The sequence below is a fragment of the Curtobacterium sp. AC273 genome (assembly GCF_979253735.1).
Genome location: NZ_CEEDDU010000009.1, coordinates 60,526 through 83,952 on the forward strand (window position 1 = coordinate 60,526; position 23,427 = coordinate 83,952).

At 72.5% G+C, this 23,427-nt stretch carries 23 protein-coding genes and 9 pseudogenes; 25 read left to right on the forward strand and 7 right to left on the reverse strand.

Translation table 11 applies throughout. The features are described 5' to 3' along the window. Positions 1-164: 164 nt before the first annotated feature. The 14 genes and pseudogenes from ACZ8AI_RS15120 (at position 165) to ACZ8AI_RS15185 (ending at position 10,477) form a co-directional block, all read left to right on the forward strand. On the forward strand, positions 165-716 hold the full coding sequence (locus ACZ8AI_RS15120) for an acyl-CoA thioesterase (RefSeq protein ID WP_464858884.1): 552 nt from the start codon (positions 165-167) through the stop codon (positions 714-716). A gap of 398 nt (positions 717-1,114) precedes the next feature. Beyond that, positions 1,115-1,401: pseudogene (locus ACZ8AI_RS15125) on the forward strand (FAD-binding protein); the annotation flags it as partial. A 124-nt stretch (positions 1,402-1,525) separates the two neighbouring features. Then, the gene (locus ACZ8AI_RS15130; RefSeq protein WP_464859268.1) at positions 1,526-1,816 is read left to right on the forward strand and encodes a hypothetical protein; all 291 of its coding nucleotides are present in this window, start codon (positions 1,526-1,528) and stop codon (positions 1,814-1,816) included. Beyond that, positions 1,813-2,295, forward strand: a complete 483-nt coding sequence (locus ACZ8AI_RS15135; protein WP_464859269.1) for a hypothetical protein — start codon at positions 1,813-1,815, stop codon at positions 2,293-2,295. Before ACZ8AI_RS15130 ends, ACZ8AI_RS15135 begins: the two co-directional genes overlap by 4 nt. Positions 2,296-2,490: 195 nt before the next feature. Beyond that, a pseudogene (locus ACZ8AI_RS15140) lies at positions 2,491-3,073 on the forward strand (YdeI/OmpD-associated family protein). Positions 3,074-3,219: 146 nt separating this feature from the next. After that, positions 3,220-4,103 (forward strand): annotated as a pseudogene (locus ACZ8AI_RS15145) (aldo/keto reductase). Between the two features lie 158 nt (positions 4,104-4,261). Further along, positions 4,262-4,420 (forward strand): annotated as a pseudogene (locus ACZ8AI_RS15150) (PadR family transcriptional regulator); the annotation flags it as partial. Between the two features lie 405 nt (positions 4,421-4,825). Beyond that, positions 4,826-5,557: an ABC transporter ATP-binding protein gene (locus tag ACZ8AI_RS15155; RefSeq protein ID WP_071291033.1), complete on the forward strand. Its 732-nt coding sequence runs from the start codon at positions 4,826-4,828 to the stop codon at positions 5,555-5,557. Then, a complete protein-coding gene (locus ACZ8AI_RS15160) occupies positions 5,554-6,996 on the forward strand; it encodes an ABC transporter permease family protein (RefSeq protein ID WP_464858885.1) in 1,443 nt (480 codons plus the stop codon). Before ACZ8AI_RS15155 ends, ACZ8AI_RS15160 begins: the two co-directional genes overlap by 4 nt. Then, the gene (locus ACZ8AI_RS15165; RefSeq protein ID WP_464858886.1) at positions 6,990-7,664 is read left to right on the forward strand and encodes a hypothetical protein; all 675 of its coding nucleotides are present in this window, start codon (positions 6,990-6,992) and stop codon (positions 7,662-7,664) included. Before ACZ8AI_RS15160 ends, ACZ8AI_RS15165 begins: the two co-directional genes overlap by 7 nt. Beyond that, positions 7,658-7,888, forward strand: a complete 231-nt coding sequence (locus ACZ8AI_RS15170; protein WP_464858887.1) for a hypothetical protein — start codon at positions 7,658-7,660, stop codon at positions 7,886-7,888. The genes ACZ8AI_RS15165 and ACZ8AI_RS15170 overlap by 7 nt, the downstream gene beginning before the upstream one ends. Beyond that, a complete protein-coding gene (locus tag ACZ8AI_RS15175; RefSeq protein WP_464858888.1) occupies positions 7,885-8,472 on the forward strand; it encodes an FtsX-like permease family protein in 588 nt (195 codons plus the stop codon). The genes ACZ8AI_RS15170 and ACZ8AI_RS15175 overlap by 4 nt, the downstream gene beginning before the upstream one ends. 146 nt (positions 8,473-8,618) lie before the next feature. Then, positions 8,619-9,530 carry an SGNH/GDSL hydrolase family protein gene (locus tag ACZ8AI_RS15180; protein WP_464858889.1) on the forward strand — a complete coding sequence of 304 codons (912 nt, stop codon included), beginning with the start codon at positions 8,619-8,621 and terminating at the stop codon, positions 9,528-9,530. Next, positions 9,491-10,477, forward strand: coding sequence for a helix-turn-helix domain-containing protein (locus ACZ8AI_RS15185; protein ID WP_464858890.1), 987 nt, complete (start codon positions 9,491-9,493; stop codon positions 10,475-10,477). Before ACZ8AI_RS15180 ends, ACZ8AI_RS15185 begins: the two co-directional genes overlap by 40 nt. 627 nt (positions 10,478-11,104) lie before the next feature. On the opposite strand, the gene ACZ8AI_RS15190 is transcribed toward ACZ8AI_RS15185, so the two are convergent. The 3 genes from ACZ8AI_RS15190 to ACZ8AI_RS15200 form a co-directional block, all read right to left on the reverse strand. Continuing rightward, positions 11,105-11,440, reverse strand: coding sequence for a hypothetical protein (locus ACZ8AI_RS15190; RefSeq protein ID WP_464858891.1), 336 nt, complete (start codon positions 11,438-11,440; stop codon positions 11,105-11,107). Between the two features lie 544 nt (positions 11,441-11,984). After that, entirely contained in the window at positions 11,985-12,236 is a 252-nt protein-coding gene (locus tag ACZ8AI_RS15195) for an SDR family NAD(P)-dependent oxidoreductase (protein ID WP_464858892.1), read from the reverse strand. Further along, positions 12,233-12,631 carry a (R)-mandelonitrile lyase gene (locus tag ACZ8AI_RS15200; protein ID WP_464858893.1) on the reverse strand — a complete coding sequence of 133 codons (399 nt, stop codon included), beginning with the start codon at positions 12,629-12,631 and terminating at the stop codon, positions 12,233-12,235. The genes ACZ8AI_RS15195 and ACZ8AI_RS15200 overlap by 4 nt, the downstream gene beginning before the upstream one ends. Positions 12,632-13,029: 398 nt before the next feature. Here ACZ8AI_RS15200 and ACZ8AI_RS15205 point away from each other — a divergent pair. Both ACZ8AI_RS15205 and ACZ8AI_RS15210 read left to right on the forward strand, forming a co-directional pair. Next, positions 13,030-13,913 (forward strand): annotated as a pseudogene (locus tag ACZ8AI_RS15205) (PQQ-dependent sugar dehydrogenase). Between the two features lie 70 nt (positions 13,914-13,983). After that, positions 13,984-14,877, forward strand: a pseudogene (locus tag ACZ8AI_RS15210) (helix-turn-helix transcriptional regulator). Positions 14,878-14,943: 66 nt separating this feature from the next. Here ACZ8AI_RS15210 and ACZ8AI_RS15215 read toward each other — a convergent pair. After that, positions 14,944-15,828, reverse strand: coding sequence for an aldo/keto reductase (locus ACZ8AI_RS15215; RefSeq protein ID WP_464858894.1), 885 nt, complete (start codon positions 15,826-15,828; stop codon positions 14,944-14,946). An 86-nt stretch (positions 15,829-15,914) separates the two neighbouring features. On the opposite strand from ACZ8AI_RS15215, the gene ACZ8AI_RS15220 reads away from it, so the two are divergent. Genes ACZ8AI_RS15220 through ACZ8AI_RS15230 form a run of 3 tightly spaced genes read left to right on the forward strand, consistent with a single transcriptional unit; the run spans position 15,915 to position 18,243 of the window. Continuing rightward, the gene (locus ACZ8AI_RS15220) at positions 15,915-16,799 is read left to right on the forward strand and encodes a helix-turn-helix domain-containing protein (protein ID WP_464858895.1); all 885 of its coding nucleotides are present in this window, start codon (positions 15,915-15,917) and stop codon (positions 16,797-16,799) included. Next, positions 16,796-17,002 carry a hypothetical protein gene (locus tag ACZ8AI_RS15225; protein WP_464858896.1) on the forward strand — a complete coding sequence of 69 codons (207 nt, stop codon included), beginning with the start codon at positions 16,796-16,798 and terminating at the stop codon, positions 17,000-17,002. Before ACZ8AI_RS15220 ends, ACZ8AI_RS15225 begins: the two co-directional genes overlap by 4 nt. A gap of 14 nt (positions 17,003-17,016) precedes the next feature. Beyond that, the gene (locus tag ACZ8AI_RS15230; RefSeq protein WP_464858897.1) at positions 17,017-18,243 is read left to right on the forward strand and encodes an MFS transporter; all 1,227 of its coding nucleotides are present in this window, start codon (positions 17,017-17,019) and stop codon (positions 18,241-18,243) included. Here ACZ8AI_RS15230 and ACZ8AI_RS15235 read toward each other — a convergent pair. After that, entirely contained in the window at positions 18,194-18,391 is a 198-nt protein-coding gene (locus ACZ8AI_RS15235) for a hypothetical protein (RefSeq protein WP_464858898.1), read from the reverse strand. The genes ACZ8AI_RS15230 and ACZ8AI_RS15235 overlap by 50 nt on opposite strands. 125 nt (positions 18,392-18,516) lie before the next feature. Between ACZ8AI_RS15235 and ACZ8AI_RS15240 the strand changes: the two are divergent. Further along, positions 18,517-18,723, forward strand: a pseudogene (locus ACZ8AI_RS15240) (carboxymuconolactone decarboxylase family protein); the annotation flags it as partial. A gap of 151 nt (positions 18,724-18,874) precedes the next feature. Continuing rightward, a complete protein-coding gene (locus tag ACZ8AI_RS15245) occupies positions 18,875-19,216 on the forward strand; it encodes a carboxymuconolactone decarboxylase family protein (RefSeq protein ID WP_464858899.1) in 342 nt (113 codons plus the stop codon). On the opposite strand, the gene ACZ8AI_RS15250 is transcribed toward ACZ8AI_RS15245, so the two are convergent. Further along, positions 19,173-20,216 (reverse strand): NAD-dependent epimerase/dehydratase family protein, encoded by a 1,044-nt coding sequence (locus ACZ8AI_RS15250; RefSeq protein WP_464858900.1) that lies wholly within the window; start codon positions 20,214-20,216, stop codon positions 19,173-19,175. The genes ACZ8AI_RS15245 and ACZ8AI_RS15250 overlap by 44 nt on opposite strands. Positions 20,217-20,405: 189 nt before the next feature. Then, positions 20,406-20,873, reverse strand: coding sequence for a hypothetical protein (locus ACZ8AI_RS15255; protein WP_464858901.1), 468 nt, complete (start codon positions 20,871-20,873; stop codon positions 20,406-20,408). Positions 20,874-20,980: 107 nt separating this feature from the next. On the opposite strand from ACZ8AI_RS15255, the pseudogene ACZ8AI_RS15260 reads away from it, so the two are divergent. The 4 genes and pseudogenes from ACZ8AI_RS15260 to ACZ8AI_RS15275 all read left to right on the forward strand — a co-directional run. Continuing rightward, positions 20,981-21,293: pseudogene (locus ACZ8AI_RS15260) on the forward strand (PadR family transcriptional regulator); the annotation flags it as partial. Between the two features lie 30 nt (positions 21,294-21,323). After that, positions 21,324-21,689 carry a DUF1048 domain-containing protein gene (locus tag ACZ8AI_RS15265; RefSeq protein ID WP_464859227.1) on the forward strand — a complete coding sequence of 122 codons (366 nt, stop codon included), beginning with the start codon at positions 21,324-21,326 and terminating at the stop codon, positions 21,687-21,689. Next, positions 21,689-22,557: pseudogene (locus ACZ8AI_RS15270) on the forward strand (ABC transporter ATP-binding protein). Before ACZ8AI_RS15265 ends, ACZ8AI_RS15270 begins: the two are co-directional and overlap by 1 nt. Beyond that, on the forward strand, positions 22,557-23,318 hold the full coding sequence (locus tag ACZ8AI_RS15275; protein ID WP_464858902.1) for an ABC transporter permease: 762 nt from the start codon (positions 22,557-22,559) through the stop codon (positions 23,316-23,318). The pseudogene ACZ8AI_RS15270 and the gene ACZ8AI_RS15275 overlap by 1 nt, the downstream one beginning before the upstream one ends. Positions 23,319-23,427 lie beyond the last annotated feature (109 nt).

Consider the following 23,427-nt stretch of genomic DNA (forward strand, 5'->3'; position numbering starts at 1 on the left):
ACCTCGAGGTCTGCGCGAGCTTGCGTGTCTGCATGCCCCAGGTCCTGCTCCGGCAGCCCGGGTTGGAGGGAGGCACTGACCGAGGCCGGTCAGACTGCGGCCGGTGTTCGTGTGGATCCTCCAAGGTCTTCCCGGCGCTCGCCTCGCCCTGGTGTGATCGGGACGTGAACCTGTACTTCCGGCTGTTGCTGCTGGTTGCGCGTCCGCCTCCGTCCGTCGATCGGCGCCCGTCGTCCGTCGCTCTGGGACGAGTCCGCACGCCGTTCCGGGTCACCGTCACCGACCTCGACCCGCTGCGGCACGTCAACAACGGCAAGTACCTGTCGATGCTCGACCTCGGACGCCTCGACCTCATGCTCCGCTCCGGGTTCTGGGGCGAGATCGCGGAGCGCGGCTGGTACCCGGTCGTCTCCGCGCAGACCATCACGTACAAGCGGTCGCTCACGCTCGGGCAGCGCTTCGACCTCGTGACGCGGGTGCTCGGCCTCGACGACCGTGCCGCCTACCTGGAGCAGACGTTCGTCCGTCGCGGGACCGTGGTCGCACGGGCCGTCGGCAGGCGCGGTTCCTGCAGCGCACGGGCGGGACCGTCTCGCCGGCCGAGCTGCTCGGAGGCCGCGGGCGAGCCGGAGCGCGACCTGACGCTCCCGAGTGGGTGCACGACTGGGCGGGCGCGACACGGATCAGCAGTGCCGCGGGGTAGACAGGTCCGGTGAGCGAACCAGAGCCCCACCGCCGGACCCCCGCGACGACCCGGCGGGTGCTGCTCGCCGGGGGAGTGGGCCTCGGGATCGCCGGGGTCCTGGCGGCGTGCAGCCGACCGGGTCCGAGCCCGTCGCCGTCCGCCTCCGGACCGCCTTCGGCCCGACGAGGACGCCCGGCCCGACGACGACACCGACGCCGACCCCGACACCCGGGGAGCCGGACTCGTGGAACGCCCTGGCCGCCGCCGTCTCCGGTCGGCTGCTCCGGTCCGGGGTCGAACGGGTGGAACACCGCGCGGCTGTCGAGAACCCGCGGTACGACGACGCCGACCCGCAGGGCATCCTCCGCGCCGCGGGCATAGCCGGACGTGCAGGCCGGGCTCGCCTTCGCCCGGAACACCCACACCCCGGTGGCGCTCCGTGCCGGCGGACACTCGTACACGGGGTGGTCCGCCGGCGGCGCGAGCGGCACCGACGTCCCGCGGTCGCTCGTGATCAGCACGCAGGACCTCGATGCCATCGAGCTCCACGACGACGACACCGTGACCATCGGCCCCGGTGCGCAGCTCGGCGACGTGTACGCCACCTCGCGAAGGCCGGACGGGCCATCGGCGCGGGGTCGTGCCCGACCGTCGGCATCGGCGGGCTCACGCTCGGCGGCGGGGTGGGCGTGCTCGTCCGCTCCTTCGGCCTGACCTGCGACCAGCTCACCGGCGCGACCGTCGTCACGCCGGACGGCACCGTGCACGAGGTCTCGGCGACCGCGGACCCGGACCTGTTCTGGGCGTGCCGGGGCGGCGGGGGTGGGGACCGTCGGCGTCGTGACCGCGCTGACCTACCGGACGCAGGCCGCGCCTCCCGTCCTGCTCTTCACCATCACCTTCGCGTGGTCGGCCGCCGCTGCCGTGGTGCGCGCCTGGCAGGACTGGGCGCCCACCGCCGACCGGCAGTTGTGGTCGACGCTCAAGCTGCTGAACGGCACGCGCCACACGTCGCCCACCGTCACCGTCACCGGCGTCTGGACCGGAGCGAAGACCGGAGCGGACACCAGCGTCGACGGTTTCATCCAGGCAACCGGAGCGAGCCGCTCGCCCACACCGCCAAGGAGATGACGTACGGCGCCGCGATGTCCGCGCTCGCCGGCAAGCCGCAGCGCGTGTCGGAGGCCGCGACCTCGTCCATCGGGAACGCCAAGCTCACCGACGCGCAGATCGACACGCTCGTGGAGCACGCCGCTGCTGCTGGCGACGTGGCCGGCAACCGGGAGGGCGGGGTCGCGCTCGACGCCCTGGGCGGCGTGGTGTCCGAGGTCGGCCGGACCGACTCCGCGTTCCCGTGGCGGTCAGCGCTGATGACGGTGCAGTACACGGCGGTGTTCGCCGACGGAGCGGACCCGGCCCCCTTCGACGCGTACGTGCGGGCGTTCCGGAAGGCGATGCGGGCCGGCGTGGGGGGACGCGGCGTACGCCAACTACTGCGACGCGGCGATCACGGACCCGGCGGACTACTTCGACGTGAACACCTCGCGGCTGCACCGGATCGCCGAGCAGGCGGACCCGACGGGATGCTGGCGCAGCCGCACTGGGTCTGACGGGCGCGACGGCCCCGCCGGCCCCGGGCGGCCCCCGGCGGCGCGATCCCGGTGGGTGAGATCGCACTCCGGCGGCCACCGGCGGGCCGATCGGCCGCGGGAGTGCGATCTCGCCGCGGACGGCCAGGCCTGGAGGCGCGGCGGACGCCCGGCTCGTCGGTCACGACCGCGGTGGGTCGTCTCTACGATGACCGCATGGACGCCGACGACCTCGTGGTACCGGACGCCGCAGCGTGGCGCGCCTGGCTCGATGCCCACGAGGGCGAACCGGACGGGGTGTGGCTCGTGCTCGCGAAGAAGGGCACCACGGAGCCGACGACCCTGAACTACGACCAGGCGCTCGACGAGGCGCTCTGCTCCGGCTGGATCGACGGGCAGAAGCGCGGCCGCGACGAGGCGACGTTCCGGCAGCGGTTCACCCCGCGGCGGAAGGCCTCGCTGTGGTCGCAGCGCAACATCGGCCTCGTGGCGACGCTCGTCGCCGAGGGACGGATGCGGGATCGGGGCCAGGCGGAGATCGACCGGGCGAAGGGCGACGGCCGGTGGGACCGCGCCTACGCCGGGGCCGCCACGGCCGCCGTGCCGGAGGACCTGCGGGCCGCGCTCGACGCCTCGCCGGCCGCTGCGGCGCTCTTCGCCGAACTCGACGCCACGAACCGGTACGCCGTCGTGCACCGGATCGATGACCGCGCCGAGCGCCACGGCACGGACGAACCGGCTGACGAAGCTCGTCGGCGGCCTGGAGCGGGGCGAGACCCCGTACCCGCGCAAGCCCTGACGGATCGGGCAGCCGCGTCGAACCACGTTTCAGACGTCGAACCGCGCGCCGGGGTCGGTTCGATGTCGGAAAGGTGGTTCGACCTGGCGGCACCCGGGGGACAGCGACTCAGAAAGCGGCGACGGGAACGGCGTGAGACCGGGGTCATGACCACTGGTACCGACACCACGAACCGTCCGGCTGCCGCATCCGGCACCTTCCGCATCGGTGGGGACCTCGAGGTCCACCGCCTCGGCTACGGCACCATGCAGCTCACCGGCCCCGGCGTCTGGGGACCGCCGAAGGACCACGACGAGGCGATCCGCGTGCTCAAGCGTGCCGTCGAGCTCGGCGTGGACTTCTTCGACACCGCCGACTCGTACGGCCCCTACGTCGCCGAGGAACTCCTCAAGGAGGCCCTGCACCCCTACGGCGACGACGTCGTCATCGCCACCAAGGCCGGCCTCACCCGTACCGGCCCGAACGTCTGGCCGCCGGTCGGCCGTCCGGAGTACCTCCGCCAGGAGGCCGAGATGAAGCCTCCGCCGACTCGGCCTCGAAGCGCATCGACCTGTTCCAGCTGCACCGCATCGACCCGAAGGTCCCGCTCGAGGACCAGGTCGGCGAGCTGAAGAAGCTGCAGGACGAGGGCAAGATCCGCCACATCGGGCTCTCCGAGGTCTCCGTCGACGAGGTGAAGGCCGCGCAGGAGATCGCGACCATCGTCACGGTGCAGAACCTGTACAACCTGCAGAAGCGTGACGCCGAGGAGCTCCTCGACTGGTCGGAGCAGCAGGGCATCGGGTTCATCCCGTGGTTCCCGCTCGCGACCGGCGGGCTCACCGGCGAGGACTCGCCCCTCACCGAGATCGCCGAGCGCAAGGGCGCCACCCCGGCGCAGCTCGCGCTGGCCTGGCTGCTGAAGCGCTCGCCCGTCATGCTGCCGATCCCGGGCACCTCGAGCGTCGCTCACCTGGAGGACAACCTGTCGGGCGCGACGGTCGAACTGACAGACGACGAGTTCGAGGAGCTGTCGAAGCTGGGCAGCTGACCCCGGGTCGCGGAGGCGACCGGAGGACGGACGGGAGGCGCGGTGCCAGCTGGCACCGCGCCTCCCGTCCGTCTGCTGCTGGTGGCTTGCATACCGGGTATGGGCATACTCGGTATGGTCACGGCGGCCACGACGGGGGGAAGACGATGAGCGTACGGATGGGCGTACTCGCGCTGCTGGTGGGGGGACCGGGGTACGGGTACCAGCTCCGGGGAGAGTTCGAGCACCGCACCGGCGGGACCCTGGCCCTCAACATCGGCCAGGTCTACACGACGCTCGACCGTCTCGAACGCGACGGCCTCGTGGCCCGCGGCGACACCGACGACGACGGACACGTCGTCTACACGGCGACCGACACGGGCCGCGACGAGGTCGCACGCTGGTTCAGCGAGCCGGTGCCCGCGAAGCGTGGGCGCGACGAGCTCGCGATCAAGTTCGCCCTGGCGGTCACGGTGCCCGGCGTCGACGTGGCGCACCTCGTGCAGGTGCAGCGGACGGCAGCCGTCCGGAACCCTGCAGGACCTGACCCGACTGAAGCGCACGTCCGACCCCGCGTCGGACCTGGCGTGGTCGCTCGTCCTCGAGTCGATGCTGTTCCAGGCCGAGGCCGAGGTCCGCTGGCTCGACCACGTGGAGTCGAGCGTCGCCCGGTACCGACCGGACGAGCACCCGTCGCCGACCCCGGACGCAGCCGTGTCCGACGCGACCGTCCGGAGCGCACGGTGAACGCCGCGGCACCGCTCCTCGAGCTAGACGCGGTGAGCGTGCAGTACGGCACGGGGTCGAAGGCCGTCACCGCACTCGCCGGCATCGACCTGCAGATCCGCCGCGGCGAGATGGTCGCGGTGATGGGCACCTCGGGCTCGGGCAAGTCGACGCTGCTCGCCTGCGCCGGCACCCTGCTGCCGCCGACCAGCGGCGAGGTCCTCATCGACGGCACCTTCGTGTCCGACCGGCCGGCCAAGGAACTCGCAGCGCTGCGACGCCGACTGATCGGCTTCGTGTTCCAGGACTTCAACCTGATCCCCTCGCTCACCGCGGTCGAGAACGTCGCCCTGCCGCTCGAGCTCGACGGGTGGAAGGCCTCGCAGGCCCGCCGCGCCGCCGAGCTCGCGCTCGACAACGTCGAACTCGGCCACCGCGCCGACGCGTTCCCGGACGACCTGTCCGGCGGCCAGCAGCAGCGCGTGGCGATCGCCCGGGGCGTGGTCGGCGAGCGCCGCCTGGTCCTCGCGGACGAGCCGACCGGCGCCCTCGACTCGCAGACGGGCGAGGTCGTGCTGCGGATGCTCCGCCGGCACGTCGACGCCGGGGCGGGTGCGCTCCTGGTGACGCACGACGCCCGGCACGCTGCCTGGGCGGACCGGATCGTCTTCCTGCGGGACGGCCGCGTGGTCGACGAGACCGTGTACTCGGGCGTGGAGATGGCACTCGCGGACCGAGCCGCGTCGTGAGCGCGCGTCGGCGCACCGCCGACGCCGATCCGGCCCGGACGGGTGACTCCGGCGCACGGCGCGCCGACCGCCGGTCCGGACGTCGCCCGGCGCGCGCGCGGACCGATCGGCGCGACCGCGTCCGGACGCCGTTCGCGATCCGTCCGGCGCTGCGGCTCGGGCGACGGCTGGCGTTCGCGAAGGTCGGTCGTGCGGCGCTCATCGTCGCGCTGATCGGCATCCCGACCGCCGGGTTCACCGCGGCCTCGATCGTGGTGCAGTCGACGCAGGCCACCTCCACGGAGCAGCTGCGCTACGACCTCGGGCACGCGGCCGGCCAGATGCGCATCGCCGGTCCGGACCTCCGCGGCATGCGCCAGGACCCCGTGAACTGGCAGTACACCGAGTCGGAACGGGGGAGCCCCGCGGCGAAGGCGAACGGCGACGAGCGGTCCGCGAACGTGCTCGACCACGTGCCCGCGGGCGCGCTGTCGATCCCCGTGGGCTCGTCGTCGGTCGTGCTCGCCGGACCGAAGGGGCCGATCGGCATCACGGCGGTCGAGGGCTCGGCGTGGTCGAAGGTGCTCGACGGGCACTGGCACGTGCTCGACGGGGCCGCCCCGACCACCCGCGACGAACTCATGGTCACCCCGGCGACCCTCCAGCGCCTCGGCGCGTCCATCGGTGACACGGTCGACCTGACCGACCCCGTGACGAAGCGCCTCACGATCACCGGCACGATGCGTGACGCAGCGTCCGACCCGGACGCGCAGGGCGTGTTCCTGCCGTGGGGGACCACCCTGTCGACGACGACGGGCGCGGACCGTACCGGCACCACCGACGTCACCGTGTACCTGCCCTCGGACGCTCCGACGTGGTCGGAGATCCGACAGCTCAACCAGCACGGGGTCGTCGTGGAGTCCCGGCCGGTCGTGCTCGACCCGCCGGACGCACGACTCCGCGGTGGCCAGGTGGGCTCGCAGATCGGCTGGTTCCTCGGCGCCCTCGCGCTCCTCGGCGTCTTCGCGATGTTCGAGGTGGCGCTGCTGGCCGGTGCCGCGTTCCTGGTCGGGACCCGCGCCGACACCCGCTCGTACGCCATCGTCACGAGCGTCGGCGGCGACCGGCGGTTCGTCCGGACGATCGTCGCCGGCTCCGGGCTCGCTGCTCGGGGCGACCGGCGCCGTGCTGGGCGTGGGGCTCGGCACGGGGATCGGGGTCGTCGCGTTCCGCCTGATCGACAACGGCAACGTCGGGACCTGGCCCGGTCTGCACGTGCCCCTCCCGCTCCTGCTGTCGATCAGGGCGGCGGGGGTGCTCGCCGGCCTGGTGTCCGCCCTCGTCGCCGCGCGTGCCGCCACGAGGATCAACGTGCTCGCCGGCCCTCCGGGGGTCCCTGCGCCCGGCGGCGGCGAACCCGCGCGCCGAACGCCGCCGACGGATCTGGGCTCCGGTGCTGATCGTCGCGGGCGCCCTGATGACCCTGGCCTGCGGGGTCGGCGTGCTGCTGCTCGACGACCGCCCCGTGCAGGAGGACGAGCTGGTGTGGGTGGTCGGTGCCGGCGTCGCGATCGGACCGTGCCTCATGCAGCTCGGGGTCGCGATGTGCTCGCCGTGGTTGCTCGCACTCGTCGCCAAGGCCTCGACGCGCCTCGGCCTGTCCGCACGGCTCGCCGCACGCGATGCGCGCCGCAACCCGGTGCGCACGGTGCCGGTGCTCGCGAGCGTCATGAGCGTGGTGTTCGTCGCGTCCGTGGCGATCACGTGGAGCGCCTCGGCGCACGCGCAGTTCGTCCGCGACTACGAGTACCGGACCGCCGTGGGCGTGGCCACCGCCGACGTCTCGGTCTCCGGCGACGAGGGGACGTCCAGCGGGTACGACGCCGAGCTCACCGCCCGGGCCGCGAAGATCGCGTCCGGGGTGCTCCGCCACGACCGCATCCGGGTCCTCGGCGTGGTCGCGGAGCAGGCCGGCGACGAACCGACCACGATCACCGTGCCGCACGACTGGGTCGGCAAGGAGTGTCCGACGAACGACACCACGTCCTGCTCGCGGTACCTCACGTCCGCCAGGACAGCTCGGCGCCGCACATCTGGACGGGCACGGTCGACGACTACGCCGTGCTGACCGGGCACCGGCCGTCGGCGACCGTCCGCGACGCCCTGGCCTCGGGCAAGGCCGTCTCGCTCTGGCCGGAGTACGCGCACGACGGCGTGGTCCGCCTCGACACCTTCCGCGACCGGACCTGGGAGTCGCCGACGATCACCACCGCCCGCGGCCGGACGCCTCGACGACCATCCCGCCGTGCTCGACGTGCAGTCGCCCCGCATCGAGGTGGGCGTCTTCAGTGACCCCGGAGACCGCCGAACGCCATCGGGTCCCCGCAGTCGCCGGGATGCTCGTGACGAAGCTCCCCGGCGAGCTCACACCCGCTCAGTGGGACGAGCTGTCGTCCGCGTGGCAGAGCCGTGGCGGCGCTGACCGCGACCGCTGGTACGGGCCGACGTTCGCCTACGAAGCCGGTCCGGTGGATGCCCAGGGCATCGTGAAGGCGCTCGTCCTCGCACTGGCGGCGGCCGTCACGATCGGGGCCACCGCGGTCGCGATCGGCCTCGCCCGGTCGGACGGACGCCGTGACGACGAGGTCCTCGACGCGGTGGGGGCTGCTCCGGTGCTCCGCCGTCGGGTGTCCGCGTGGCAGGCGGCGATCCTCACCACGGTCGGCGCGGTGATCGGCACCCTGTTGGGACTGCTGCCGATCCGGGCGCTCACCCTGCGGTTCACGAGTGGTCCGGCCGGTGCGTCGCACATGCCGTTCGTCGCGGACTGGCCCGTCCTCGCGCTCCTGGCCCTCGGTCTGCCGATCCTGGTGACGGCGGGCACCTGGCTGACGGCGGGACGCGGGCGTCGGGTCGCGGTCCGTCGCTCACTGTGACCAGGGGAGGGGGGACCGGACGAGCAGGGATCGGCGGAGCAGCGCCCGGCGGACCTGGGAACGACCACGAGGACCCACAGCGAACCGTCCGGTTCCCCAGGTCTGGGGTCTGGTACCGGCACGCGATCCGCGGGATACCTGGAGTCGTGTCCACCACTCGTCGCCGCGCACTGCTCGCGAGCACCGTCTCCGCCGCCTGCCTCGTCGCGGTCGGGTCGTTCGTCGTCTCCACGCACACCGCTCCGGTGGTGAGCAGCACCCGTGCGGTGGCCGTCGCGGGGGCACCGGCACGGGTCGAGCACGCGGACGCCCGCGCGGACACCCGGACCGACGTCCACTCGGACGCCCGGGTCCCCGTCCGCGAGCAGGTCGTCTCCGGACCGCTCGGGTCCGGCGACCGATCGGGGGCGATCACGTTCGCCTACGCGGGCGACTCCATCACGGCGCGACCGGACTCGTGGTTGTACGCACTCGAGCCGGACACGCAGTTCCACGCGGTCGGCGGCTACGCGCACAGCGGGTACCGGGCCGACCAGGTGCTCGCCGAGATCGGTCCGGTGCACGACGCCGACGTCCTGGTGGTGGAACTCGGCACGAACGACGTGAACCAGGCCGTCCCCACCGCGACGACGATCGCGAACGTCGACGCCGTCGTCCGGAGGGTCGGCGCGGAGCACGTCCTGGTCGTCGCCGGTCCGCCGTCGGACTGGACGACCAGCCGGTGGGGGCGCCGACCGACGCACGGGCCAGGTCGTCCTCAGCCGAGCACTCGAGCGCGATGCGGCCGAGCACGGCTGGTCGTACACGGACCCGTTCACGGCGTTCCGCCAGCACGACGGCGCCTGGGTCCGCGGCACGTCGCCGGACGGGATCCACGGGACCGCAACCACGAACGTCGGCGTCGCACGAGCGATGGCCACGGCGATCACGGAGGCATCCCGCTAGCGGCGGGCAACCACAAAGAAGCAGTTGCAAACATCTGCTTGCAAAGAGTTCTTTGCAGTCGTACGCTCAACGCATGGCTCCCGAAGCACGCGTCCTCGACCTCCCGTCGATGAAGGCGCTGAACCACCCACTGCGCACGCAGCTCTTCAACGAGCTCGCCGCGCACGGACCCGCAACGGCGACGAGCCTGGCCGATCGGGTCGGTGAGTCGACCGGCTCGACCAGTTACCACCTCCGCCAACTCGAGAAGCACGGCTTCATCGAGGAGATCGTCGGCCGCGGGAACGGTCGTGAGCGCTGGTGGCGGCGCACCCCGGTCGCCGTCCAGACGAACGTCGGGGACACCCCCGCCGGCATCGCCGCGGCCCGCCTCATCGCGACCGGGTCGAACGAGTTCGCGGAGCAGATGATCCGCGAGTTCATCGCCCGCGACCAGGAGACGATGTCCCCCGGCTGGCGGGACGCCAGCGACCTCTCGGTCGCGATCATGCGACTGCGCCCCGAGGAACTCACCGAGCTGATGGACGGCGTCCACGCCCTCGTCGACTCGTTCCGGCGCCGTCACGTGCTCGACGACGACTCCGACGCGGACACGAGCCGCGTCTTCATCCGCCTCGCGGCGGTACCCGTCTTCGACGACGAACGCCAGGATCATGAGCGCAGCACTCCACCTCGACCACGTCGGCCCGCTCGAACGGACCGCACACCGCCTCGGACTCGCCCTGCTCCGGTGGAGCGAGACACGGGCGGCCCGTGTCGCCCACTCCGCCCTCAGCCCGGACCGCGGGACGGCTCGGCTCGCGTACGAGCAGCGCACCGCCCTGGAGGCACGGCACCGGCACTGGGACCGGCTCGCCTCCGGCACGCCCCGCGTCCGCTGACGGGGCAGCACGCCGGCTCGGCCACGCGGTGCGCATCGCCTCAGCCGGTGGTGCAGAACGACTCGACGGCGACGTGCACGCCGTCGGTACCGCCCCCGAGGCGCATCCGCTCGACCGCGGCGTCGGCGTGCAGCGGCCCGACCAGGTCGGTCCCCATCGCCCGGTCGATCGGCGCGTAGCCCGCGTCGTGCCAGCCGTCGAGGACGCGCGGCGCGAGGTCCTGCGGACGGACCGTCGGCAGCACGAGCGACCCGGTCCACCGCCGACCGCCGCCGTCGCACACCTGCTCCGTCAGGACCACCGGCGGCGCCTCGGCCCGCGCGGGCGTCGGCGACGACAGGTCGTCCAACGGACCGGCCCAGCGGACCGTGTCCTCGAGCAGCGCACGCGTCCCCGCCTCGATCCCGGCGGCGTCGAGGGTCGTCGCGTCGGCGGGGGTCGGCCCGGGCCACTCGGGCTCGAGCGTCCACGTCGACGACGGCTCCGGCTCCGCCACCGGTGCCCGCGTCCCCTCCGGCAACCCGCTGCCGGCGAACAGCGGCCCCACGGCGAGCGCTCCGACGAGCCAGACGGCCACCACGGCGTCGGCCGGCCACAGGGTCGTGATCGACGGGCGGTCGTCCTCGGCCACCGTGCGGAGACGACGCCACCGCATCGTGAGCGCCGTCGTCAGGAACCCTGCCGCCGCGAGCACGACGGGCAGCTCGACGACCGGCGGCACCACTCCGAGGCCGGCGCCCCACCACCCCGCGGGGACAGCGGTCGCGACGGCCATCGCCGTGTACGCGGCGACGAGCAGCCGCGTCTCACGACGGGGGGAGTCGCTCGTGGTACGGCGCCGGCCGCAGCACGCACCACACGGTCGCGGCCACGGCGTTCACCGCGACGCCGACCCGGCCGAGGCCGAGTCCGACGAACTGGAAGAAGGCCCACCCGGCTCGCGGCGGCGGGTCCACCTCGTACCGCACCTGCCCGGCGAGGTGCAGCAGGACGAGGACCCCGACGACGCCGAGCACGAAGAACGCCCACGCCCAGCGTGGCGGTCCCACGCGACGGATCGCCGCCGCGGCGAACAGGACGGACGCCGGCAGCAGGACGAGCAGGGCGATGCCGGCCGTGCCGTCGAAGGTCTCCGGATCCACGTGCCCACGCTGAGAGGGCGACCGTTCGGCGGACGACCCGGGCACGACGGCTGTGTCCGGCGACCCATCGGCGGACCGGGAGGCGCGGGGCGGACCCGCCACGCGCCTCCAGGCGCGTCAGCGCGGACTCACTCGGGGAGCGGCTCCGCGTAATGCGGAAGTCGCCGCGCTCCGTGTGGATCGCCCAGAGGCGGTCCGCGATCGACTCGCCGGAGTGCTCCGGCTGCCCGTCGTCGATCCCGAACGGGATGATGAGCTGGCCGACGTGCACCTGCTCCGGGCGGACGGCGTCGTGCAGGAGCTGGGCGTACGCGCTCTCGCCCGCGAACGCCACCGACGTGCCCGTGACCCGGGCGCCCGGACGGACGGCGCTGCCGCCGTTCACGAACAGGATCGTGCCGTGCCCCAGCGCGCGCATGCCGGGCAGCACCTGCCGGACCGCGGTGACCGAGCCGTACACCGAGAACTCGATCGGACCGACCAGGTCGTCCGCCGTCGTCTCGAGCACCGGTCGCATGTACTCCTTCGCGGGCAGCGGACTCGGCTACTGCAGCACCTCGATCGGGCCGAGCTGCTCGGTCGCGCGTTCGAGGGCGGCCCGGAGGGAGTCCTGGTCGCGGACGTTCGTGGCGAAGCCGGCGGCCTCGTACCCGCGGTCCTGCAGCGAACGGGCGAGTTCGTCGAGCCGGGACTGGTTGCGGGAGAGGAGGGCGATCGAGAAGCCCTCGCGGCCGAAACGGTTCGGCGACGGCGAGGCCGAGGCCTTGCCGGCCCCGACGATGGCGATGGTGGTCATGCGGTGTACTCCTCGTCGCTCACGTGCTCGAGCCAGGTGGTGGTCGTGGCCGGGTCGTCGGCCGAGTCGAGCATCGCGAGGTGCTCCATGTAGTCCGTCGGCGTCGCGCCGTGCCAGTGCTCCTCGCCGGCCGGCGTGTACACGGTCTGCCCAGCCTGCACCTCGAGCACGCCGCCGTCCCGCGTGCCCATGCGCGCCACGCCCTCGGTCACGTGCAGCGTCTGCCCCTTGGCGTGCGAGTGCCACGCGGTGCGGGCACCGGGCAGGAACCGGACCTTGGCGACGGTCATGGTCTGCCCGGGCTCCTGCGGTGCGGCGATGGCGTCCAGGTACACGTCGCCCGTGAACTGCTCGGGCGGGTTCTTGACGGTGGGCTGCTTCGGCTGGATCTGCATGTCCCCGACGGTAGGCCCGTCCGTGCGGCCGAGGGAGGGGACGACGGAACCCCCAGCAGCGGTGCGGATCCAGGCCTTTCCCGAGTGCGACGTGTGCAATCGACGCAACGACCCGGGAGGAACACCGTGGACACCACCCCGCACCGCGCTCGCGACCGCATCCTGACCGGAGCGGGCCTGGCCGCCGCCGCCGTGCTCGTCCTCGCGGGCTGCTCGGACGACTCGGCCCGGACGCTCGAGGGCACCGCGGACGCCACGACCGCCCCGTCGGCGAGCGCCGACCCCACCGCCCCGGCGGCCGGACAGCTCCCGTCCGGGCGGCGGAGACGACCGACATCGCGACCGGGCTCGACGCACCGTGGTCGGTCGTCCGCACCGGCGACGGCGGGGAGGCCCTCATCAGCGAACGCGACTCGGCGCAGGTGCTCGAGCTGGACGGTTCGGGGAAGACGCGCACGGTCGGCACCGTCGACGGGGTCAGCCACGGCGGCGAGGGCGGCCTGCTCGGCCTCGCGCTGCACGACGGCGACCTGTTCGTGTACTCGACCGCCGACGACGGCAACCGGATCCAGCGGTACGAACTCACCGGCAGCACCGGCTCCTACGGCCTCGGCGACGCCACGACCGTCATCGACGGCCTGCCGGCGAACAGCTTCCACAACGGCGGCCGCATCGCCTTCGGCCCGGACGGGATGCTCTACGCGAGCGTCGGCGACGCCGGCACCGGGTCGGACGCGCAGGATCGCGACTCCCTGGCAGGCAAGATCCTCCGGCTCACCCCGGAGGGCGACGTGCCGGGTGGCAACCCCTTCCCGGGCTCGCCGGTCTGGAGCCTCGGGCACCGGAACGTGCAGGGCATGGCGTGGACCGCCGACGGCACGATGTTCGCCTCGGAGTTCGGGCAGGACACCTGGGACGAGCTCAACGTCATCGAGCGGGGAAGGACTACGGCTGGCCCGAGGTCGAGGGCACCGGTGGCACGGACCAGGGGTTCGTCGACCCGGTGCAGCAGTGGTCCACCGACGACGCCTCGCCGAGCGGCCTCACCGTCATCGACGACACCGTGTTCATCGCGAACCTCCGCGGCGAGGTCGTGCGCGGGATCCTGGCGGACGACCCGACGACGTCGACCGAGTACTTCGCGCGGGACTTCGGGCGCATCCGCACCGTGCTGGAGGGGCCGGAGGGCGCGCTCTGGTTCGTCACGAACAACACCGACGGCCGCGGTGACCCGACGGAGGGCGACGACCGGATCGTGTCCGTCCCCCTCGCGAGCAGCTGACCGGTGCTGCGCTGACCGGGGTTCTGGCAGCACCTCGCTCGCGCGCACCCCACGGAAGTACCGTGACGGCATGGACCACCGCGACGAAGCTCGCGACTTCCTCTCCGGTCGTCGCGCACGCATCACCCCCGAGCAGGCCGGCGTCGAGACGTTCGGCACCCGTCGCCGCGTGACCGGACTCCGGCGCGAGGAGGTCGCCCGGCTCGCCGGCGTGAGCATCGACTACTACACACGGCTCGAGCGGGGAACCTGCAGGGCGTCTCGGACAGCGTGCTCGATGCCATCGCCGGTGCACTGCAGCTCGACTCCGCCGAGCACGAGCACCTGCGCGACCTCGCCCGGCACCAGAACGCGACCCCGCGACGAGCCGCCCGGGTCACCCCGGTGGCGGCCGTCCGACCCGAGTTCCAGGTACCTGCTCGACGTCGTCACCGACGCTCCGGCGATGATCGTCAACAACCGGCAGGACATCGTCGCCGCCAACGCGCTCGGCTACGCGATGCACTCCGACCTCGTCGACGCGCCAGCCCGCCCGCTCAACTTCGCGCGGTTCATCTTCCTCGACCCGCAGGCGCGGAACTTCTACCGCGACTGGCAGCGGGCGGCGCACACGAACGTGGCGATCCTGCGTCGCGAGGCGGGTCGGACCCCGAACGACCGCGAGCTCGCGGCGCTCATCGGGGAGCTGTCGATGCGGAGCGACGACTTCCGGGAGCTCTGGGCGTCCCACGACGTGCGGCGGCACTACGCGGGCGTGAAGTCCTTCCACCACGCGGTGGTCGGGGACCTCGAACTGCACTTCCAGACGCTCGAGCTCGCCGAGGACCCCGGGCTGGCGCTGACGATCTACCCGGCGACGCCGGGATCGCCCACCGCGGACGCCCTGCGGGTGCTCGCCTCGTGGGCGGCGACGGAGCGGATCGCGGAGCGAGCGCGCGCACTCCGCCTGAGGCGGTGGTCGTGACCCCACGACAGACGGGAGGCGCGGTGCCAGCTGGCACCGCGCCTCCCGTCCCGCCCTGTGGTCGCGTCAGGCCTCCGGGATCACCCGCTCGAAGCGGCTCGTGTCCGCCCCGTCCGGGTCTGGCCCGTTCCGGCGACCGGTGTCGAGGGCGTCCAGCCGCGCGAGCTCGTCGTCCGACAGGGCGAAGTCGAAGACGTCGAAGTTCTCGCGGATCCGCCCCGGGTTCGTCGACTTCGGGATCGCGTTCCGGCCCTGCTGCACGTGCCAGCGGAGCATCACCTGCGCCGGCGTCTTGCCGTGCGCCTCGGCGATCTGGCGGATCGTCGGGTCGTCCATCACGCTGACCCGCTCGTCGCCCCACCCCGGGTAGAAGGTGATCCCACCGATGGGCGACCACGCCTGGTCGAGGATCCCGTGCTCGGCATCCGCGCGCTGGACGTCCGGCTGGGTGAAGTACGGGTGCAGCTCGATCTGGTTGAGCGCCGGGATGACGTCCGTCTGCTCGAGCAGCGAGCGGAGGTGGTGCGGCATGAAGTTGCTCACGCCGATCGCCCGGACCCGGCCGTCGGCGTACAGCGTCTCGAGGGCCTTGTACGCCTGTACCGTCCGCTCGAACCGATCCGGTGCGGGCTGGTGCAGGATCAGCACGTCGACGGTGTCGAACCCGAGCTTGCCGGTGGCCTTGTCGAAGGCGTGCAGCGTCTCGTCGTACCCGTAGTCCGAGACCCAGATCTTCGTCTCGAGCACGATGTCGTCACGGTCGACGCCGGAGGCGCGGATGCCCTCGCCGACCTCGCGCTCGTTGCCGTACGCGGCAGCGGTGTCGATGTGGCGGTACCCGGTCTCGAGCGCCGTGCGGACGGCGTCGACGGTCTCCTCGGGTGCGCTCTGGAAGACGCCGAACCCGATCGCGGGGATCTGCAGTCCGTTGTTGAGGGTGAGAGTGTCCATGCCGACGACGCTACGACCGGCCACCCGGTGCTGACGGGTACCAGCAACCCCTGCTCCGCGCAGGTGATCGGACCTACCGTGGAGCCATGGACACGACCGAAGAAGTGCGGGACTTCCTCCGCACCCGCCGCGAGCGCCTCACGCCGCAGCAGGTCGGGCTGCCCGACTTCGGGGGCGCTGCCCGACGCGTCAAGGGACTCCGTCGCGAGGAGCTCGCTCTCATCGCCGGGATGAGCGTCGACTACTACGTCCGACTCGAACGCGGGAACCTCACCGGCGTCTCGGAGAGCGTCCTCGAGTCGCTCTCCCGAGCCCTCCGGCTGGACGACGCCGAGCACGCGCACCTGTTCGACCTCGCCCGGACGCAGAACGCCTCGGCCACCACCCGCCGCCGGACGACGACCTCGAAGGTCCGGCCGAACGTGCAGCGCGTGCTCGACTCGATGACCGCGCCCGCGTGGGTGCGGAACGGTCGATCCGACTTCCTCGCCGGCAACGCCCTGGCACGGGCGCTGTACTCGCCGTTGTTCCTCGCGCCGTCCGGCACACCGAACTCGGCCCGGTTCGCCTTCCTCGACCCCCGCGGTCGGGAGTTCTGGCTCGACTGGGACGTCGTCGCGAGCGACATGGTGGCGGTGCTGCGCGCCGAGGCCGCCCGGACCCCGTACGACAAGGGGCTCAGCGACCTCATCGGCGAGCTGTCCACCCGCAGCGAGGAGTTCCGGCAGCGCTGGGCGGCGCACGACGTCACACGACACCGGACAGGTCAGAAGCGGGTGCACCACCCCGAGGTCGGCGACCTCGACCTGACGTACGAGGCGATGGAGCTCGTGACCGACACCGGGCTGACGCTCGTCGTCTACAGCGCCGAACCGGGGTCGCCGTCGGAGGAACGGCTCCAGTTGCTCGCGAACCTGGTGGCGACCGAGTCGGCACGGGCGGCCGCCCTCTCCACATCAGAGGACGCATGAACGACACGGGATCGATCCGTACGACCGCGCCGGCCGCGCCCTCGTCGTTCGCCGCCCGCCTGCGCTTCCGCATCGCAGCGGAGCAAGAGCTCCACGAGCTGACCCGCGACCGCGAGCGTGAAGCGCGGATCCTCGACGACGCGGCCGTCCGGCTCGCACCCGGCCCGTGGCAGATCGCACAACTGTTCCGGCGGCGACGATGACGTCCGGCGCGGGGATGACCCGCGGGCGAACCCTCCTCTTCGCCGTCGCGGGTGGCGCCGCCGTCGGCAACCTGTACTGGTCGCAGCCGCTCCTGGACGACATCGCCCGGTCGCTCGACACCTCCACCGCCGTCGCCGGGCTCCTCGTCACCCTCACCCAGGTCGGCTACGCCCTCGGCATCCTGCTCGTGGTGCCGCTCGGCGACGTCCTCGACCGGCGCCGCCTCGTACCGGTGGTGCTCGTCGCGTCCGCGCTCGCCCTGCTCGGGGCCGCCGTGGCCCCGACCTTCACCACGCTCCTGGTCGCCCTCGCCCTGGTCGGGCTGACGACCGTCGCCGGGCAACTGCTCATCCCCCTCGCCGGCGACCTGGCCGACCCGGCGGAACGCGGCCGGGTGGTCGGCACGATCGCCTCGGGCGTCCTCACCGGCATCCTGGTCTCCCGCACGGTGAGCGGCATCGTCGCCGACGCGTTCGGCTGGCGTGCCATCTACGTGCTCGCGGCGGTGGCCGCTCTGGTGTTCGCGGTCCTGCTACGCCGCGTGATCCCCGAGCTCGAGCGCCGTGACCGGGTGCCCTACCCGGCGCTGATCCTGTCGGTGTTCCGCGCCGTCGGGGCGCTACCGCTCGGTGCAGGTCACCCTCGTCATCAGCGCCACCGTCTTCGCGGTGTTCACGATGTTCTGGACGGCGCTGACGTTCCTGCTCAGCGCGGAGCCCTTCGGCTACTCCACGACGGCGATCGGGCTCGTCGGGCTGGCGGGACTCGCCGGCGCCGTCGCGGCACAGCGGGTCGGGCGACTGCACGACCGGGGCCTCTCCGTGCCGGTCAGCGGAGCAGCACTCGTGCTCGTGCTGGTGTCCCTCGTGATCGCCGGCATCGGCGCCCGCTCGATCGTGGTCGTCCTGGTCGCGGTGGTCCTGCTCGACGTCGGCGTGCAGGCCGCGAACGTGCTCAACCAGACCCGCCTCTTCGCGATCGACCCCGCGGCACGCAGCCGGCTCAACACCGCGTTCGTCACCGGCAACTTCATCGGGGGTGCCATCGGCTCGGCCGTCGCGTCGGTGCTGTGGAACGCCGGTGGGTGGACAGCCGTCACCGTGGGCGGGGCGGTGCTGATGGGGTTCGCCGTGACGGTGTGGGCCGTGCACCGACGCCGGGGTCTCGTGGTGGGCTCGACCGAGCGCTGATCACCGACTCCGACCACGACCGCGGCGGCGGATGGCGGTGCCTGTGGTGACGATCGCGGCGAACAGTGCGACGGCAGCGACCAGGTGGGAGATCCACGACCCTCCGGTCGCGGGCTGGGTCACGACGACCGCGCCGAGGGACACCAGGGCCACACTGACGACGCAGGCGAACGGGATGCCGGTGACGAGGTTGCGCACGTTGCCTCCGATGTTGTCTGGTATTTCCGCGTACTGACCACGCCGGCCGTGCGCCAGCGTGGGCCGGGGAGTAGGGTGAGGACAACACCTCCCTCGACGCCCCTGACGGTCGTAGCGTCGGGGGCATGCGCTTCACCGAGACCGATCCCGAGTTCGCCCAGTACTCCGCCGCGTTCGCCGACGAGACCCTGCAGCACGCGTCCCTCAGCGCGCACGACCGGTTCGTCGTGCAGCTCGGAGCGGTCGTCGCGACGGGGGCCCGGGCGGCGTTCGGGGACCTGCTCGACCGCGCGCTCGACGACACCGTCACCCCGATCGAGGCGAAGGAGGTCGTGTACCAGGCCGTCGCCTACGTCGGACTCGCCCGCGCCACGGACTTCCTCGCCACCACGAACGAGGTGCTCACCGCCCGCCGGAGTCACCCTGCCGCTCCCGGGCCAGTCGACCACCACGCCGGACGACCGTCTCGAGCGGGGTCGCCAGGTGCAGGGCGCGGTCGTCGGGCCGGACGTCGTCGACTCGCTCTACGAGAACGCCGCGGCGGACACCGTCCACTTCCAGCGGTTCCTGTCCGGCAACTGCTTCGGCGACACCGTCGGCCGCACCGGGCTCGACCTGCGGACGCGAGAGCTCCTGACGTTCGCGATGCTCGTCGCGCTCGGCGGCGCCGACGCCCAGGCGCGGAGCCACGTCGCGGCGAACCTGCGGGTCGGCAACACCCGGCAGCACCTGCTCGACGTGCTCACGGTGCTCGTGCCGTGGCTCGGCTACCCCCGGACGCTCAACGGGCTCGCCGCCGTGAACGACGGCGCCCCCGCCGCCTGACCCCGAGATACCGCGCCGGCGCCGCGGTCAGGCGACGAGCGGGCCGGCCACGTCGAGCTCGCCGTGGTCGACGAGGCCAGCGGACCGCGTCGAGCACGGTCTCCTCGGCCGTGAAGCCGGGCTCGTAGCCGAGCAGCCGGCGGGGCTTCTCGGTGCTGAACACCTGGCTGCGCGACAGGTGCTCCCAGCTGGCACCGGCGTGCTCCGGAGCCGTGGTCTCGCGGAACCGGTCCCACGAGACGGACTCGAGCCGCGCCTCCTGGCCGAACCACGACGCTGCCAGGTGGGCGTACCCGCGGACGGTGAGTGCGGTCGGGGCCGTGATGAAGAAGTCCTCGCCCGCCGCGGCATCGCGGTGCTCGACCGCGAGCTGGAACGCCTGCGCGACGTCGTCCGCGTGGACGTGTGCCATCGTCTCGGCGCCGAGACCGGGGACGGCGACAGGCGTGCCGGCGGACAGCGCGGTGAGGACGGCTGGGTCGAGGTTGCCGAGCGGCCCGATCGGCATCCAGCCCGGGCCGCTGATGTGGCCGGGGTGGATCGACGTCGTCACGAGACCACCCGAGGCGGTTTCCTCCTTGAGCATCCGGGCGATGGCGTCCTTCTGCACGCCGTAGTCGCCGAAGGGAGGCGTCGCGTTCTCCTCGGTGATCGGCACGACGTGCGAGACGCCGGCCCGCCAGATCGAGCCGCAGTGCACGAGGTGGGTGTCCGTGCCTCGGAGCGCGGTGATGAGGGCCTGAGCGGACGACAGCGTGAAGCAGACGAGGTCGACGACGGCATCCGCGCGGAGCCCGACGATCCGGTCGCCGAACGTGCCGTCGCGGTCCTCCTGCTCGCGGTCGGCGGTGACCTGCTCGACCTGCTGCCACTCGGGGGCGTCGACGTAGGCGGTCCGGGTGCCGCGGCTGATGGTCACGACCTCGTGGCCGGCGCGGACGAGGCGGGGGACGAGGAACGTGCCGATGTGGCCGGTGGCTCCGATGACGACGATGCGCATGCCGCCACGCTAGGCCGGGGCCGCTGGACGAGGGAGGCCGCACCGGTGCCTGCTTGGCGGTCGTTCTCTCCCATCACCCCCGCGATGGAAGGTCTAAACGGGCGTAGGAGGTCGGAAGTTCCGACCTCCTATGCCCGAAAACACCGAGTACGCCCGGAACGACCCGCGCTCAGTCCGCTGTGATCACCTTCACGGAGCCGGCGATGGTCGCGGCGTCCTCGGCGAGCGCGACGACCGGGTCGGGCAGCTTCGTGGCACCGCCGACGGCCTTGCGGACGCCCCATCCGACGAACGAGCCGACGATCGCCCCGACGCCGCCGAGGATCGCGCCCTCGATGCGGAGGTCGCGCTTCCCGGTGGTGCCGAGCGCTGTCCGGCGAGCGCACCGGAGGCGATCCGACCGACGAGTCCGGCGGGGGAGATCCGGCTCGGGGTCTTCGGGAGCTTGTCGCCGATGAGCTCGCCGACGGCGGACGCGACGAGCAGGCCGCGGCCGAGCGGCGTGCTGAAGACCTTCCAGTCCTGCCACGAGCCCTTCAGCGAGGAGCGGTCGTGGTTCAACGCCATCACGGCGAGCGGAGTGGCGCTCCGACCGCCACTGAGGATGCCCAGCACCAGCGTGCGGACCAGGGTGTGCTGCTCGTTCTTCTTGCTCATCGTCGCTCCTTGTCGTGTCCGTTCGGAAAGTACTCTTGCGCCCCTGGTACTCAGCGTTACTATGTACCGGTAGTCAGCAACACTGAGTAGCACCGCAGGAGGCACGCATGCCCAAGCAGGAGACCGAGATGCTCAAGGGCATCCTCGAGGGGATCGTCCTCGCCGTGCTCGTCGGCCGACCGGCCCACGGGTACGAGATCACCGCCTCGCTCCGTGAGCAGGGCTTCACTGACATCGCCGAGGGCGCGATCTACGCCCTGCTGGTCCGCATCGAGCAGCGCGGCCTCGTCGACGTCGAGAAGGTCCCCTCCGAAGGGGCCACCCCGGAAGGTGTTCACCCTGAACGCCCACGGCCGAGAGCAGCTCGACGACTTCTGGCGGGCCTGGGCCTTCCTCAGCGAGCGACTCGACCACCTGCAAGCACCAGAACGACACAGGACAGGACTGACCATGGCCATCTCGATCTCCGACATCACGACCAAGCTCATCGGCGACAAGAAGCGCTGGCGGGCGTACAAGGCCCGGACGGCATCACTGCCGACGAGCCACCGCACCGCCGTCGACGGCATCGAGCGCTACCTCATGTACACCGGCCCGAGCGACGGCGACCAGCTCATGCGGATGCTCGACGACCTCGCCGACCTGTTCGAGCAGAGCGCCGCGGACGGCACGAGCGTCCGCACCGTCGTCGGTGACGACCCGATCGCGTTCGCCGAGGACTTCAAGGCGAACTACGGCCTCGGCTCGTGGCTCAGCAAGGAGCAGCAGCGCCTCGTCGACGCGATCGGCGAAGCCGATCGGGAACAGGGCAGCTGATGACCGCAGCCATCCGGGTCCGTGGGCTCGAGAAGTCCTTCGGCGACCTGCACGTCCTCCGCGGCGTCGACCTCGACGTCGCGGCCGGCACCGTGACCGCCCTGCTCGGCTCGAACGGCGCCGGCAAGACCACCGCGATCCGCATCCTGGCGACCCTCGCGAAGGCAACCGGTGGCAGCGCCACGGTGGCGGGCACGACGTCGCCACCGAGGCGGGTGCCGTCCGCGAGGCGATCAGCCTCACCGGCCAGTTCGCCGCCGTGGACGAGGTCCTGACGGGCCGCGAGAACCTGGTCCTCGTCGCCCGCCTCCGCCACCTCCCGCACGCCGGCCGCACCGCCGACGAGCTCCTCGCGCGGTTCTCCCTCACCGAGGGCGGCTCGCGCCGGGCGGGCACCTACTCGGGTGGGATGCGGCGCCGGCTCGACATCGCGATGAGCCTGATCGGCGACCCGCAGGTGGTGTTCCTCGACGAACCGACGACCGGCCTCGACCCCGAGGCCCGGCTCGAGGTCTGGGACGCCGTCCGAGCCCTCGCCGCCGGCGGAACGACCGTGCTGCTCACCACGCAGTACCTCGACGAGGCCGAACAGCTCGCCGACCGCATCGCGATCCTGCACCAGGGCCGGATCATCGCCGACGGCACGCTCGCCGAGCTCCAGCGGCTGCTCCCGCCCGCCCGGGTCGAGTACGTCGCGAAGCAGCCCACGCTCGAGGACGTCTTCCTCGCCGTCATCGGCAGCGGCACCGGCACCGGCACGACCGGCACGACCGGCACGACCGGCACGACCAGCCCGACCGGCACGACCAGCCCGGCCGCCACGACCAGCCCGGCCGCCACCGCCGCACACCGGAAGGAGGTCGCGTGATGTTCGCCCACCCGATCCACGACACCGCCGTCCTGACCGGCCGCTCCCTCAAGCACGTCTGGCGGAGCCCCGACACGATCATCACCACCGCCGTGATGCCGATCGCCTTCCTGCTGCTGTTCGTGTACGTCTTCGGTGGCGCGATCGACACCGGCACCGCCTCGTACGTCGACTACCTGCTCCCCGGGATCCTGCTGATCACGGTGGCGTCGGGCGTCGCCTACACCTCGTACCGCCTGTTCCTCGACCTGCAGGCCGGCATCGACGAACGGTTCCGGTCGATGCCGATCGTCCGTGCGGCGTCGCTCTGGGCCTACGTCCTCACCTCGCTCGTCGCCAACCTGGTGTCGGTCACGGTGGTGGTCGGGGTGGCCCTGCTGATGGGTTTCCGGAGCAGCGCCGGCATCGGTGCGTGGCTCGCCGTGCTCGGGATCGTGGTGCTGTTCACGCTCGCCCTCACCTGGGTGGCGGTCGTCGCGGGCCTGTCCGCGAAGTCGGTGGACGGTGCGAGTGCGTTCTCGTACCCGCTGATCTTCCTGCCGTTCATCAGCTCCGCGTTCGTGCCGACGGACACGATGCCCGGTCCGGTCCGCTGGTTCGCGGAGCACCAGCCGGTCACGTCGATCGTGGACTCGATCCGCGCGCTGTTCGCCGGCGAGGCGCTCGACGCCGACCTGTGGGTCGCCCTGGCCTGGTGCGTCGGGATCCTGCTCGTCGCCTTCGGCGCCGCGACCCTGGTGCAGCGCCGGCGGGTCGGCTGAGGTGACCCACCCCGGCCTGGAGGCGCGTGGCGGCGCCGTCACGCGCCTCCAGTCCGTCACCCGGTCACCTGCACGGCGTCACCCGGTCTGCTGAGGCGCCCGAGTAGCG

Coding starts and splice junctions, on each gene's coding strand:
- ACZ8AI_RS15135 (WP_464859269.1), top strand. CDS start 1,813: ATGACGTACGGCGCCGCGATGTCCGCGCTCGCCGGCAAGCCGCAGCGC.
- ACZ8AI_RS15185 (WP_464858890.1), top strand. CDS start 9,491: ATGGCTCCCGAAGCACGCGTCCTCGACCTCCCGTCGATGAAGGCGCTG.
- ACZ8AI_RS15195 (WP_464858892.1), bottom strand. CDS start 12,236: ATGACCACCATCGCCATCGTCGGGGCCGGCAAGGCCTCGGCCTCGCCG.
- ACZ8AI_RS15200 (WP_464858893.1), bottom strand. CDS start 12,631: ATGCAGATCCAGCCGAAGCAGCCCACCGTCAAGAACCCGCCCGAGCAG.
- ACZ8AI_RS15215 (WP_464858894.1), bottom strand. CDS start 15,828: ATGGACACTCTCACCCTCAACAACGGACTGCAGATCCCCGCGATCGGG.
- ACZ8AI_RS15220 (WP_464858895.1), top strand. CDS start 15,915: ATGGACACGACCGAAGAAGTGCGGGACTTCCTCCGCACCCGCCGCGAG.
- ACZ8AI_RS15225 (WP_464858896.1), top strand. CDS start 16,796: ATGAACGACACGGGATCGATCCGTACGACCGCGCCGGCCGCGCCCTCG.
- ACZ8AI_RS15230 (WP_464858897.1), top strand. CDS start 17,017: ATGACCCGCGGGCGAACCCTCCTCTTCGCCGTCGCGGGTGGCGCCGCC.
- ACZ8AI_RS15250 (WP_464858900.1), bottom strand. CDS start 20,216: ATGCGCATCGTCGTCATCGGAGCCACCGGCCACATCGGCACGTTCCTC.
- ACZ8AI_RS15255 (WP_464858901.1), bottom strand. CDS start 20,873: ATGAGCAAGAAGAACGAGCAGCACACCCTGGTCCGCACGCTGGTGCTG.
- ACZ8AI_RS15265 (WP_464859227.1), top strand. CDS start 21,324: ATGGCCATCTCGATCTCCGACATCACGACCAAGCTCATCGGCGACAAG.
- ACZ8AI_RS15275 (WP_464858902.1), top strand. CDS start 22,557: ATGTTCGCCCACCCGATCCACGACACCGCCGTCCTGACCGGCCGCTCC.